The sequence below is a fragment of the Pseudomonas sp. 5P_5.1_Bac1 genome (genome assembly GCF_025466015.1).
In the GTDB taxonomy this organism is placed as follows: Bacteria; Pseudomonadota; Gammaproteobacteria; order Pseudomonadales; family Pseudomonadaceae; genus Aquipseudomonas.
The window spans coordinates 195,445-208,703 of the sequence record NZ_JANLNX010000050.1; the positions used below are offsets into that span (position 1 = coordinate 195,445).

General features: G+C 62.3%; 13 protein-coding genes. 6 read left to right on the forward strand and 7 right to left on the reverse strand.

What is annotated here, in order from left to right; translation table 11 throughout:
* The first annotated feature begins 7 nt into the window (after positions 1-7).
* From NTD82_RS10650 to NTD82_RS10675, 6 genes are read left to right on the forward strand one after another with little or no spacing between them, the layout of a single operon-like run.
* Positions 8-1,198 (forward strand): cysteine desulfurase family protein, encoded by a 1,191-nt coding sequence (locus tag NTD82_RS10650; RefSeq protein WP_262128713.1) that lies wholly within the window; start codon positions 8-10, stop codon positions 1,196-1,198.
* The gene (locus tag NTD82_RS10655; protein ID WP_262128714.1) at positions 1,195-2,970 is read left to right on the forward strand and encodes a fatty acyl-AMP ligase; all 1,776 of its coding nucleotides are present in this window, start codon (positions 1,195-1,197) and stop codon (positions 2,968-2,970) included. The genes NTD82_RS10650 and NTD82_RS10655 overlap by 4 nt, the downstream gene beginning before the upstream one ends.
* Positions 2,967-3,311: an acyl carrier protein gene (locus NTD82_RS10660; protein ID WP_095154239.1), complete on the forward strand. Its 345-nt coding sequence runs from the start codon at positions 2,967-2,969 to the stop codon at positions 3,309-3,311. Before NTD82_RS10655 ends, NTD82_RS10660 begins: the two co-directional genes overlap by 4 nt.
* Complete coding sequence (locus NTD82_RS10665; protein WP_262128715.1) at positions 3,312-4,361, forward strand: flavin-containing monooxygenase; 1,050 nt, start codon at positions 3,312-3,314, stop codon at positions 4,359-4,361. It begins immediately after the preceding gene.
* Between the two features lie 29 nt (positions 4,362-4,390).
* Positions 4,391-7,537, forward strand: a complete 3,147-nt coding sequence (locus tag NTD82_RS10670; RefSeq protein WP_262128716.1) for an outer membrane lipoprotein-sorting protein — start codon at positions 4,391-4,393, stop codon at positions 7,535-7,537.
* 3 nt (positions 7,538-7,540) lie between these two features.
* On the forward strand, positions 7,541-8,755 hold the full coding sequence (locus NTD82_RS10675; protein ID WP_262128717.1) for a DUF1302 family protein: 1,215 nt from the start codon (positions 7,541-7,543) through the stop codon (positions 8,753-8,755).
* A gap of 63 nt (positions 8,756-8,818) precedes the next feature.
* Here the strand turns inward: NTD82_RS10675 and NTD82_RS10680 are convergent, their stop codons facing one another.
* The 7 genes from NTD82_RS10680 to NTD82_RS10710 form a co-directional block, all read right to left on the reverse strand.
* A complete protein-coding gene (locus NTD82_RS10680) occupies positions 8,819-9,244 on the reverse strand; it encodes a hypothetical protein (protein ID WP_262128718.1) in 426 nt (141 codons plus the stop codon).
* 69 nt (positions 9,245-9,313) lie between these two features.
* Entirely contained in the window at positions 9,314-9,742 is a 429-nt protein-coding gene (locus NTD82_RS10685) for a hypothetical protein (protein WP_262128719.1), read from the reverse strand.
* A gap of 244 nt (positions 9,743-9,986) precedes the next feature.
* Positions 9,987-10,415 carry a hypothetical protein gene (locus tag NTD82_RS10690; RefSeq protein ID WP_262128720.1) on the reverse strand — a complete coding sequence of 143 codons (429 nt, stop codon included), beginning with the start codon at positions 10,413-10,415 and terminating at the stop codon, positions 9,987-9,989.
* A gap of 243 nt (positions 10,416-10,658) precedes the next feature.
* Entirely contained in the window at positions 10,659-11,075 is a 417-nt protein-coding gene (locus tag NTD82_RS10695) for a hypothetical protein (protein ID WP_095154232.1), read from the reverse strand.
* A gap of 5 nt (positions 11,076-11,080) precedes the next feature.
* The gene (locus NTD82_RS10700; RefSeq protein WP_095154231.1) at positions 11,081-11,275 is read right to left on the reverse strand and encodes a PAAR domain-containing protein; all 195 of its coding nucleotides are present in this window, start codon (positions 11,273-11,275) and stop codon (positions 11,081-11,083) included.
* Positions 11,276-11,437: 162 nt separating this feature from the next.
* Positions 11,438-12,214: a transglutaminase-like domain-containing protein gene (locus tag NTD82_RS10705; RefSeq protein WP_262128721.1), complete on the reverse strand. Its 777-nt coding sequence runs from the start codon at positions 12,212-12,214 to the stop codon at positions 11,438-11,440.
* 40 nt (positions 12,215-12,254) lie between these two features.
* A complete protein-coding gene (locus NTD82_RS10710; RefSeq protein ID WP_262128722.1) occupies positions 12,255-13,154 on the reverse strand; it encodes a LysR family transcriptional regulator in 900 nt (299 codons plus the stop codon).
* Positions 13,155-13,259: the final 105 nt, after the last annotated feature.

The window sequence follows — 13,259 nt, forward strand, 5'->3', positions numbered from 1 at the left end:
GAACAGGATGTCGACTCACGGTTATTTCGATTACAACGCAACGACACCGATGTACAAGGAAGCCTCTCATGCACTGAGCGAGGCCTTGAACCACTTCGGTAACCCGTCGAGCGTCTACACGCTGGCCAAACAGAACCGCAACGCCCTGGCCATCGCACGGCAACAGGTCGCCGGTTTGATGAACTGCGCGCCGGCCGAGCTGACCTTCACCTCGGGAGGAACCGAGGCCAACAACTGGGCGATCAAGGGCTCGTTGCTCGCCTGCGGCGCCATCGGTCGAGTGGCACAGCCCACCCACCTCATCATTTCGGCGATCGAGCATTCGTCGATTCTCGAGATCGCCGCTCACCTGGAGCGGGTCTTCGGCTTCGAGATCACCCGCCTGGCGCCGGACCGTGAAGGCCTGGTGAGCGCGGAGCGGGTACGCCAGGCCCTGCGGGAAAACACCCGGCTGGTCTCGATCATGCTGATGAACAACGAAGTCGGCACCTTGCAGCCGGTGGGCGAGATCGCCCGGGTACTGCAGGGTCGCGGCATCCATTTCCATGTCGATGGCGTGCAGGCGGTGGGCAAGATACCCGTGGATGTCCAGGCGCTGGGTATCGACACCCTGTCGTTCGCCGGGCACAAGTTTTGCGGGCCCAAGGGCGTCGGCGGCCTGTACATGCGCAGCGGCGTGGTCCTTGAGCCGCTGCTGCACGGCGGCGGCCAGGAGGGTGGGTTGCGCGGCGGCACCGAAGCGTCGGCGCTGGTCACTGCCATGGGCGTGGCCGCCGAGGTGGCGGCAGCGGCCATGCCCGACACCATCGCGCGCATGGGCATTTACCGCGAGCACCTGATCGAGCAACTGCAACTGCGGATTCCCGGCGTGACCATCCATGGCTCGGCGGACCCGGCGAAGCAGGCGCCCAATACCCTCAGCGTGTGCATCGCGGGGATTCGCGCCGAGTCCCTGGCGGCGCTGCTGGACCAGATGCATGGCATCCAGGTCTCGCTTGGTTCCGCCTGTTCCAGCAACAACGCCAAGTCGCTGTCCCATGTGCTGGTGGCCATGGGACTTGGCGAGGCGGCGATCCAGTCGACCATGCGCGTCAGCCTCGGTCCGCTGACCACCGAGGACAGCCTCGAACGTTTCGTCGGCGCGGTCGAGGCGGGGATCCGCATGCTGCGGCGGATCAGCGGAGAGGTGTCAGCATGAGCCGACTGATCCCGCTGGACCGCGCCGGCACCATCCTCGACTGCCTCGATCACTACGCGGCGTCCCAGCCCGACGCGCCGGCCTACACCTTCGTCGGCCACAAGGAGGAGGACCGGCAGGTGCTCAGCTACGGCGAGTTGCACCAGCGCGCCACGGGCTATGCGACGGTTCTGCGCGACGCCGGGCTGGCGCACAGGAATGTCCTGCTGCTGTTTCCCACCGGGCTGGATTTCATCGTGGCGTTCTTCGCCTGTGCTTATGCGCGAGCGGTGTCGATTCCGGCCAATCTGGCGCGCAACAGCCATCACTACACCCGCCTCGGACAGATCGTGGAAAACGCCGGCGCCGCTGCAGTATTGACCGTGCCCGAGCTGCAAACCTCGATCGCCGAAGGACTGGGCCGGCGTGAGGACCTGAAGTTTTACTGCGAGCCGCTTGCTGCAAACCCGGCCTGTGCGCAACTGACCCGCCCGGACCCTGAGCAACTGGCGTTCATCCAATACACCTCTGGCTCCACCGGTGTGCCCAAGGGCGTGATGGTCCGGCACTCGCAACTGATCGCCAACGAGCGCGCGATCCATTCCGTCCTGCAACTGGGCGAGGGTGTTGTCGGCGCTGGCTGGTTGCCGCAGTTTCACGACATGGGCCTGATCGGCGCGCTGCTGCAACCCATCTCCCTGGGCGGCCACTATGTGTTCATGTCGCCGCTGCATTTCCTGCAGCGGCCGCTGCGCTGGCTGACCTTGCTCAGCCAGTACGGCGCAGCGGCTACCGGAGCACCGAACTTCGCCCTGGCCTTGTGCGTGCAGGCCGAGGTCGACGAGCGCACGGCGGCGCAACTGGACCTGTCGGCGCTGCGCGTGCTCTTCTGCGGTGCCGAACCGATCAGCGCCACGGTGCTGGAGCGTTTCGAAGAAAAGTTCGCCCGCTACGGCCTGCGCACGGGAACGGTCACGCCGTGCTACGGCCTGGCGGAAGCGACCCTGATCGTGTCCGGTGGCGTGGCGGCGAATGGGCAAAGGGTGCTGAACGTCGCCCGCAAGGACCTGGAAAACGGCATCGCCATCATCGCCAGCGAGGTCGATCAGGACGCGCAGGCCCTGGTCAATTGCGGTCCTGTGGTGCGTGATCATCAGGTGGCAATCGTCGATCCCGACAGCCGTCGCCGCGTCGACGACGGCCAGACGGGCGAGGTCTGGTTTTCCGGCCCCAGCGTCGCCTCAGGTTACTGGGCCAACGCCCAGGCCAGCGCTGCCACCTTCGGCGCCACCACCGCTTGCGGCCAAGGCCCGTGGATGCGCACCGGCGACCTGGGTTTTGTCCACGATGGAAGCCTGTATATCGCCGGCCGGATCAAGGAATTGATCATTCTGCGCGGACGCAATGTTCACCCCCATGACCTGGAAACCAGCCTGCGCGATGTGCATCCAGCACTCGGCGAGGTCGCCATTGCGGTGTTCGCCGTCGAGGCCGGCCCGAGCCCGCAGGTGGTTACCTGGATCGAGTTTCCCCGTCGCGACCGCAGCGCCGGCGACCTGGATTTCCCGAGTCTCACTCGCCAGTTGCGTGCGGTGCTGATGGCCGCCCACGAAGTGCGCCTGGAAGACATCGCCTACCTGTACCAGGGCGCGATTCCGCGCACCTCAAGCGGCAAGGTGCAGCGTCATCTGTGCGCCAGCCGTCACCTCGACGGCAGCATCGAACAGCACCGCCTGCTGATCCACTCCACCCGCCAACCGACCCCGTCCTGCCTGGAGGCTATCGCGCCATGACCGCCGATCTGAACCTGACCGTCCCGTTGCCCAATGCCGCCTGGTCCGCGGAGGAAGGCCTGGCCGCCGTCAAAGCGCTGATCAAGACACGCCTGCGGGATTACCTGCGGGTGCATCAGCCGGATTTCGTCGAAGAAATCCACGACAACCTGTCGTTCGACTATATCGGCCTCGACTCGGTGGCCCGGGTCGAACTGGTGGCAGCGCTGGAGCGGCACCTGGGTATCGCCCTCGACCCGACCGCCGCCTATGACTTCGTCACCGTCGGCGCCCTGGCCAGCTTTGTCTGGTCGGAGCTGTCCGGCGAATCCCTCGACCTGAAAGCCGCGCTGGGGGTCTGAATGCTCGACTGTCTCGTTATCGGCGGCGGGCAATCGGGCCTGCTGTGCGGGCATTTACTGGCGCGGGCCGGCATCGACTACCGGGTGCTCGATGCCGGTCCGCGCGCCGGCGAGGTCTGGCGGCAACGGCCTGCCAGCCTGCGGCTGTTCACCTCGCGGCAGTTCTGTCGTCTGGCGGATCTGCCGATGCTCGGCGACCCCGAGGGCTATGCCTCAGGCCATGAATTTGCCGATTACCTGGAAGCGTTCGCCCGGGCGAAGCAGGTGCGGGTGTCCTTCGCTACCCGCGTGGCGCGGTTGAGCGCGGTTGCAAACGGCTTCGAGGCACTGCTGGAAAATGGCGAAGTCATTCGCTGCCGCAGCGTGATCAATGCCACCGGCTCCAACCAGGCGCCGGTCGTGCCCGGTTTTGCGCGGAAGCTCGATCCGCGGGTCGTGCAATTGACCGCCGGCGAGTTTCGCGATGCCGGCTTTATGCCCGCCGGCTCTCGGATCGCCGTGGTCGGTGACGGCGCCAGCGGGCGGCAGATCGCCCTGGAACTGGCCGCGCAACACAGGGTGATTTTGGCCTGTGGGCGTCAGCGCAAGCTGGTGCCGAATCGGGTGCTGGGCAAGGACGTGTTCTGGTGGTTGAACAGCCTGGGAATCCTGTCGGCCCAGCACGATACCTGGGTCGCGGGAATCATCAGAAAGCGCGATCCGATTCCGGTGGCGAGTGCCAACAACAACGCACTGGCACAACGGGGTGTGGAGATCAGAGCACGCGCCATCGATGCCGATGAAACCGGGCTGATCTTCCAGGACCCGCATCACGAGCCGGTCCAGGCGGTGATCTGGTGCAACGGTTATCGGGAAGACACCGGCTGGATTCAACTGCCCGGCGCCGAAGCCTTTGGCGTCGGTATCGGCCACGAAGGCCGCACGCCGCAACTGGGCTTTTTCCTGATGGGCCGCAAGTGGCTGAGTTGTCGCGCGTCGGAACTTGTGGTCGGCGCCAATAACGACGCTGCCCGCGTCGTCGAATATGTCCGGGAGTATCTGGGCAACTAACCGCAGTTCATCTGAAGGATGAGTTGAACATGATAAGAAATACAGTTGCCTGGATCGTCAGATCCCGGTTGTGGGTTCTTATTGCCCTGAGTTTGGCCACGGTAGTGTTCGCCACCCAGGTCAGAAACCTGCAGATCGTCATCAACCCCAACACCATGTTGCCGCAGGCGCACCCGAGTGTGATCGGCACCAACCTGGCCGAATCGCTGTTTGGTTCCAAGCATGTGGTGGTCATCGGCATCAGTGCGGCGGAGGGCGGTAGCGCGCTGACCCCGCGCATTCTCACGACCCTCGGCGAGCTTTCCACGCAGATCAGTACGCTGCCCGGGGTCAAGGGCCATACGCTGATGAGCGTCACGGCGAACAAGGCCAAGTCGATTGCGGGGGCCGCCGACGAAATGCGCGTCGAACCGCTGCTGGACACACCGATCGACCCCGGCGCCATCGCCCGCCTGCAGGAGCGCCTCGCCAATAATCCGGTGTATCGCGGCACGCTGGTGTCGGAGGATGGCAGCCTGGTGTCGCTGTCGTTTGCGATCCACGCCGACCAGGGCGGTTTCCGCAAGATCATGGACGGGGTGCAGAAGGTCATCGACGAACACCGCGCGCCGGACCTGAAAATCACCGCCAGTGGCTCGCCGGTGTTTTTCGCCGCGGTGGAACGCTTCGCCCAGCGCATGGCCATTCTGTTTCCCATCGCCCTGCTGATCATCGGCCTGATCCACCTGGAAGCCTTCCGCACCGTGCAGGGCCTGATCCTGCCGCTGCTCACCGCGGTGCTCGCGGTGATCTGGGGGCTGGGCATCATGGGCGCGGTCGGCGTGCCGATGGATGCGTTCAACGCCACCACGCCGATCCTGATCCTCGCGGTCGCCGCCGGGCATGCCGTGCAGATCCTCAAGCGCTATTACGAGGAGTACGACAAGCTCACCCTCGGCGGCGCGCCGGGCTCGCCGCAGCAGCTCAACGACCAGGCGATTATCCAGTCCCTCAGCCGGGCCGCGCCGGTGATGCTGACGGCGGGGGGCGTGGCGGTGCTGGGCTTCTTTTCCCTGGTCACCTTCGAGATCGCCACCATCCGCACCTTTGGCCTGTTCACCGGCCTTGGCATTCTCAGCGCGCTGTTCATTGAGCTGACGTTTATCCCGGCCCTGCGCAGTTACCTGCCGGCGCCTGCGGTCAAGGCACCAGACGTCAAGGGGCCGAGGGTCTGGGATCGCCTCGCCGACCACCTGACCGGGCTGATCCTCAAGCGCCGCGGGCTGATCGTTTCGCTGTTCATGGCGGTCGCGTTGCTGTCCTCCATCGGCCTGCTGTTCCTCAACAAGGAAAACTCGACCAAGAGTTATTTCGGCCGCGGCCTGGCGGTGTATCAGGACGATGAATTCCTCAACCGCAAGCTGGCCGGGACCAACACCCTCTACGTGGTGTTCCAGGGCCTGCAGACCGACAGCCTGAAAGACCCGCACACCCTGCGCCTGATCGAAGACACCCAGCGGTTTGTCGAAACCCTGCCGGACGTCGGCAAGACCACCTCCATCGTCGATTTCATCAAGCAGATGAGCCAGTCGATGAACGAAGGCGACCCGCGCTACTTCCGCGTGCCGGACGCCCAGGACATGGTTTCGCAGTACCTGCTGCTGTACTCCATGTCCGGCGATCCCACTGACTTCGACGCCTACATCGACTACGAGTACCGCAACGCCAGCCTGATCGTCTGGACCCGCAACGACAGCAGCACCTACGCCGCCGGCCTGGTGCAGGCGATTCGCGGCTTCGTGCAGGAGCGCCTGCCGCCGGGGGTGAAGGTGCAGATCGGCGGCAGCGTTCCGCAGTCGTCGGCCCTCAGCGAAACCCTGGTGCACGGCAAGATCATGAACATCCTGCAGATGATGGGCGTGATCCTGCTGGCCGGCGCCTTGGTGTTCCGCTCGCTGATGGGCGGCGTTTACCTGGTCGTGCCGCTGGCGGTCACCGTACTGGTCAACCTCGGCGTAATGGGCGCCACCGGCATTCCGCTCAACACCCCCAACTCGGTGGCGTCGGCCATGGCCATCGGGATCGGCGCCGACTACGCCATCTACATCCTCTACCGCATGCGCGAGGAACTGCAGCGGGTCGAGGATTTCGACCGGGCCCTGCGGGAAACCATGCGCACCGCCGGCAAGGCGGTGGTCTATGTCGCCACGGCGATTGCCGGCGGCTACTCGGTGCTGATGCTGTCGTTCAACTTCTACATCCACATCTGGTTCGGCTTCCTCATCGTGCTGTCGATGATCGTCAGCGCGCTGTGCGCTCTGGTGCTGATCCCGGCGCTGATGAAGGCCTTCCCGCCAACCTTCCTGCGAGCCCAAGCGATGAAAAAGCCACTGCCTGGCGCGGTCCTGCCGCTGCTGTTTGCCCTTGCCATCGGCCTGCTGCTGCGCCCGGACAGCGCGCTGGCCGCGGACGCCAATGCCGACGACATCATGTCGCGCAGCTACCAGGCGACGCGCATGGACAGCTCCCTGTCGCAATCGACCTTCACCCTGACCAACGCCTCCGGCCAGGAGCGGGTGCGCAAGACCTTCGCCGCGACCCGCCTGCAGGATGACGGCACGCACAACCGCCGGGTCATACGTTTCCTGTCGCCGGGCGATGTGCGCAACACCACCACGCTGATCATCGAAAAATCCTCGCAGGATGATGTCTGGGTGTACCTGCCGACCCTGAAAAAGGCCCGGCGTCTGGCCAGCAGCAACAACAACCGCAGCTTCGTCGGCACCGACCTGACCTACGGCGACCTGATCGGCCACAAGCCCCAAGACTGGACCCACCGCCTGCTGCGCGAGGAGACCTGGGACGGCGTTGCCACCCAGGTCATCGAGTCGCTGCCAAAGTCCGCAGAAATCGCCAGCAACACCGGCTATTCGAAGCGCATCAGCTGGGTTGCCAACGACTCCTTCGTGGCGGTCCGCACGGAGCTTTACGACGCCAGCCAGGCACTACAGAAAACCGTGCTCAGCAGCGAATTGAAGGCGGTCGATACGGCGCGACAGAAGTACCAGCCGATGCTGGTCAAGGTCAGCAATCACCAGACCGGCCACTCGACCACCGTGCGGATGGACAGCTTCGAAGCCAACGTCGCGGTGAGCGACAACTACTTCACCAACGGCTACCTCGAACGGCAAGAGTGAACCATGCGCGCCCAACTGCTTATCCTGTTTGCCGCCGTCGGCGCCTTCAGCGAGTTTGCCCGCTCGCAGAGCCTGCCGTTCGGTGAGTGCCGCACCGGCTACTGGTCGTCCAACCGCAATCTGGACGACCACGGCGACATCGCCAAAGGCACCTGCCTGATCAACTGGAACCTCGATCTCGCCGAGCAGACGCGCCTGGTGCTCGCGGCGCGGGCCGGGATCGACGACAGCGGGCAGGCGGACGGCTACAGCGGCCGCCTGCGCGATGGCTATATCGAAACCGGCAACGATGCGTGGCGCTGGCGAGTGGGACGGCAGGTCATCGCCTGGGGGCGTTCGGACCGGATCAATCCCACCGATTACCTGTCGCCGCGGGACTTCACCCTGCTGGTGCCCGAGGACGACGAGCAGCGCATGGGCCTCAATGCGGTTCAGGTTCGCCATGGCTTCAATGACAGCCTGTCGCTGACCGCAGTGCTGGCGGATTTCGACGCCAACCGCATGCCTCAGGGAACCCTGCCGAGCAACCTGGACAAGCGCGACGAACCCGATGCCCTCGAAACGGCACTGAAACTCGACCATGCCGGCGACAGCCTGGACTGGTCGCTGTCGTGGTTCGATGGCTATGAGCGGGCGCCGCGTTATCAGGCGGTGCTGACGCCGGCGCTGCGTTTTATCAGCGCCTATGAACGCAAGCGCGCCATCGGTGCGGACTTTGCCTGGGCCGCGGGGGAGTGGACGGTACGCGGCGAGTTCGCTCACGAGCGTTTGTCGCTGGACTGTTCGGGGTGCCGTGACGAACGGCGCAAAAGCACGCGGATCGTGGTGGGCGCCGACCGTAATTTCGGCGAGTCGGCCAACGTCAATCTGCAACTGTTCGGGGTCTTTCGCGACTACCGGGAGCCGGCTGACAGCGGGATTTTGCGGCTGATCGAAGAGGGCGAGGATCGCCTGAATTCCGAGTTCGGCCGCCGCGACTGGGGACTGACCACACGGATTTCCGACATGTTCTTCAATGAGCGGCTGAAGCTGGAAGTGTCCGCCGTAGCCGACCTCACCGGCAGCAGTTATGTGGTTCGGCCACGGGCCAGCTATTCGCTCACTGACTCGGTGAAGTTGGGGGCGGGCGTGGATTACTTCCACGGCGCCCGGCAGAGTTATTTCGGGGTGAGGAAGAAGAACAGCGTGACGTTCATGGAGTTGAGTCTGGTGTTCTGAGGCGGCGGGCCGGCTGCGCTGAGCAGCCGGCCTCAGGCTTTAAGGTTCGGAATTGTTTAGTGCTCACTGTGGGGGAACAGGTTTGGCGCCGATGCAATCCTGGATGCTAGGGCCGACGTAGGTCATTCCGACCCATACGCCTCCGCCTTGGTCCCAGTTCAGGCGCCCGCCGGAAAAAGCCAGGTCGTATATAACGGTCTCACCAATCAATTGCCCATTGTAATTGTCATACAGGCGGTAAAAGCCGGGTAGTTCCCATGTGTGCGGCCATTGTACTCTCCCATCTTCATTGGGAATGGTTTGGCCATGCAGTATGTCTGGCAATAACCAGAAAGGTTCGAAGGCCTGAAGACTGGAGCAGCCGTTTGGACTTTGTCTGATTTCTCCCCATGGAGAAGCGAAGCCTTTTTCCCACCATTCGGAGGAAAACCAAAGACAGGTGATGGCAGCAACGAAAATTAAGAGGCCTTTGCCAGAACGCCGATTCAAGGTTGATCTCCCAAATCAATAATCTTCTGCGCTGAGCAGCCGGCCTCAGGCCTTAAGGTGCGGGATTGTTCAGTGCTCACTTTGGGGCACAGGTTTGGCGCCGATGCAGTCCCGGATGCTAGGGCCGACGTAGGTCATTCCGACCCATACGCCTCCGCCTTGGTCCCAGTTCAATCTACCTCCGGAATATGCAAGGTCATAGATGACGGTTTCGCCGATCAGTTGGTTGTTGTAGTTGTCATATAAGCGGTAGAAGCCAGGAACCTTCCAGAAGTGAAACCATCGAAGTTTTGCGCCATCGTTGGGTGCTAATTCACGATGAAAAATATCGGGCAGCAACCAGAAGGGGTTGAAGGTCTCGATACGGGAGCACAAGTTTGGGCTGTTCTCAGCTTCATCCATTGGGGAGGCCAAGCCTTTTTCCCACCACTCGGATGCGAGCCAGAGAGCGGGGATGATGGCTGTGCAAATAGCCAAGCTTTTCCAGATCGATTTCAAGGGGCCTCTCCCATATCAACGCTCTTCCACAGCACATCGGGGTAGAGAACGTCGCCGCCGTCCATGCCGGTTTTTTTCCTGTATTTCCTGAAATCATTATTTCTAACCATGGTGGATTCGTCGGTTGCCTACTTTGTCGGTGATGGCGTAGCCGACAAAACCTCGCTCGAAGCGGGTGACGTCGGAATGAACGAGGCCTGCTGCGCTGAGCAGCAGGCCTCAGGCCTTGAAGGCGCGAGATTGTTCAGTGCTCACTTTGGGGCACAGGTTTGGCGCCGATGCAGTCCCGGATGCTAGGGCCGACGTAGGTCATTCCAACCCATACACCTCCGCCACGGTCCCAGCTCAATCTACCTCCGGAATATGCAAGGTCATAGATGACGGTTTCGCCGATCAGTTGGTTGTTGTAGTTGTCATATAAGCGGTAGAAGCCAGGAACCTTCCAGAAGTGAAACCATCGAAGTTTTGCGCCATCGTTGGGTGCCAACTCACGATGGAAAATATCGGGCAGCAACCAAAATGGTTTGAAGGTTTGGATACGGGAACACAAGTTTGGGCTGTTCTCAGCTTCATCCATTGGGGAGGCCAAGCCTTTTTCCCACCACTCGGATGCGAGCCAGAGAGCGGGGATGATGGCTGTGCAAATAGCCAAGCTTTTCCAGATCGATTTCAAGGGGCCTCTCCCATATCAACGCTCTTCCACAGCACATCGGGGTAGAGAACGTCGCCGCCGTCCATGCCGGTTTTTTTCCTGTATTCCCTGAAATCATAATTTCTAACCATGGTGGATTCGTCGGTTGCCTACTTTGTCGGTGATGGCGTAGCCGACAAAACCTCGCTCGAAGCGGGTGACGTCGGAATGAACGAGGCCTGCTGCGCTGAGCAGCAGGCCTCAGGACTTAAGGTGCGGGATTGTTCAGTGCTCATTTTGGGGAACAGGTTTGGCTCCGATGCAATCCCGGATGCTAGGGCCGACGTAGGTCATTCCGACCCATACGCCTCCGCCACGGTCCCAGCTCAATCTGCCTCCGGAATATGCAAGGTCATAGATGACGGTTTCGCCGATCAGTTGGTTGTTGTAATTGTCATATAAGCGGTAGAAACCGGGTGATTCCCAAGTGGGAAACCATTGACCCTCGCCATCGTCGTTGGGTGCAAATTCACGGTGCAGTATGTCGGGCAACAACCAGAAAGGTTTGAAGGTCTGAAGGCTTGAGCATCCGTTTGGGCTTAGTCTTGGTTCTCTTTTAGCGGAGGCAAGGCCTTTTTCCCACCATTCGGAGGCGAGCCACAGCCCCAGCAGGCTAGCTACGAAAATCCCCAACTTTCCCATCGGCTTCAGGCCTTAAGGTGCGGGATGAGTATCCATGGCACACCTCCGACGATCTGGAAGAAGCCGCCGGTGACGCCACAGGTGACGGTGTCACCTAGGCGCGATTGGGGCAGTCCTCCCATTATGGTGCCGCTGCTGCCTTCGATGACCTTGCCACCACAGCTTGTCTTGTCGCCGATGCGGATGAAGTAGCCTTGCATAGGGTTGAGTTCCTCATGGCTGGGTACTCGAGTCGTATTCGAATACGGGGTATGGCCTGCGAGAGCCTTCAGGTTTTCTGAAGGTCTGCAGGCCGACCGGCCAGAGGATGGGCACTATGGTTGGAAGGTTATGTAGGACCGTTCTCTACGGTTGGTGGGAAATCACTTAATTCTCGCGGTGCTGTCCTGGTGAGCACAGGCCTGGCTGCCGGCACCCTCCAGCGCGCCTTCGCGGATACGCCGCACGTTGTCGTTGAGCACCTTGTAGAAGAAGTTGTGGTACAGCCAGCCTTTCACGCCGTTCAGGTTGGTCTTGTGCTCGCGGTAGAAATCGTCCGGCGATGCGTACAGCCCGAGTTCCCGGGCAATGCCTTCGCGCTGGATGTAGGTGTCGCGTCCGGTCCATTGCACCGCAGGTTCGGCCAGGGACGGGGTGGCCACGGCATAGCCGAGGAACGCGTGCTGGCAGTTGCTGAACCTGTTCTGTACCGCGCGCAGGTATTGCTCATCAAGGATCACCCCTTCGAGCACCACCCACTGGCCATGCAACTCGACCTCGACCCAGGTGTGGAGAATTTCCCGAGGCGCCATGAAGTAGACGAAGGCGGTCATGGCACCTTTCTGCAGGCGTTTGTCGATGGTGAAGGCGCGCAGCCGGCAGGGAATGCCGAGGGCGCGCAGCAAGGCCATCAGCAGGTTCGACTTGGTGTTGCAGTGGCCCAGGCCTTCCTTGAGGATCGCCGACGCCGGCAGGCTGTCGGCGCCGGCGTTGTAGCCGAACAGGATTTCATCGCGGCAGAACTCGTAGACGGCGCGGGCCGCCTGTTCGGGCGGCAACTGGCGCCAGCCGCGGGTGTCGATGAGGTGAGCGATCGCCGGGGCGTCGAAATCGAGTATCCCGGTGCGTTGCAGATAGTCCTGATCCTTCTGTGTACTCATGGCAAAGCCTCCGTGTTTTTGCCTAGGCTGGACCCTGTAGCTACTTCAGGGTCAAGGTCGCGTCGTGGATATGACTGAGGAATTGCCTCACAAGCGGTCCGGCGTCTCGTCTGTAGGCGATGGCGACGGTGCTGACGCAGCCCGGGTCGGCCATCGGCAGAAAACGTACCGACGTCGGGGCGATGTCCTGCATGCAGCGCGGCAGCAAGGCGACGCCGAAGCCGGCCTGGATCAATTGCAACTGGGTGGTCTTGCGCGACACCACCCGCGCTGGCCGTGGGAAAAAACCAGCGCTCATGCACAGTTCCGCCGACAGGTAACTCAGACCGCCGCGCTGACGATGGGGGATGGAGATGAACGGTTCTTCCCGCAGGTCTTGCAGGTGCACGCTGTTGTGCGTCGCCAGCGGGTGGGTATCGGCTACCGCCAGCAGCAGCGGCTCTTCGAACAGCGGCTCCACGCACAGGCCTTCATGCTGGCGCAGCACCGGCAGGCGTAGCAGGCCGATATCCAGACGACCGTCGGCCAACTCTTCTAGTTGGCCTTCGGACGAAAGCTGGGCTATTTCCATGGAGACCCCGGTGTTCTCGCGCAGATAGCCGCCCAGCCGTTGCAGCAGCGTGCCGGTGAGCGGCACCGTGCTCGAATGGCTCAGGCGCAGGCTGCCGCGCAAGCCCTGGCCGACCTCGCGGGCGAGGGTACTGGCCTTGTCCAGGTCCTGCAGCAGATGGCGGGCCCGTGGCAGGAAGGCCAAACCAGCAGCGGTCAGGCGCGGTTGTCGCGCGGTGCGTTCGAACAGGGCTGTGTCCAGTTGCTGCTCCAGTTCGCGGACCTGCCGGCTCAGGGCCGACTGTGCGATGAAGAGGCGTTCGGCGGCAGCACTGAAGCTGCCGCTTTCGGCGATTTCAACGAAGTAGCGCAGTTGGCGGGTAGAAATCATGAGCTATGCCGTTTCGAGATGGCTGATGGCGATATTGCATATTAGTCGGCATAGGTGCCGACTGGTTAAGGTGATCTGAAACTTCTGCAAGGTGCCTCCCGAATG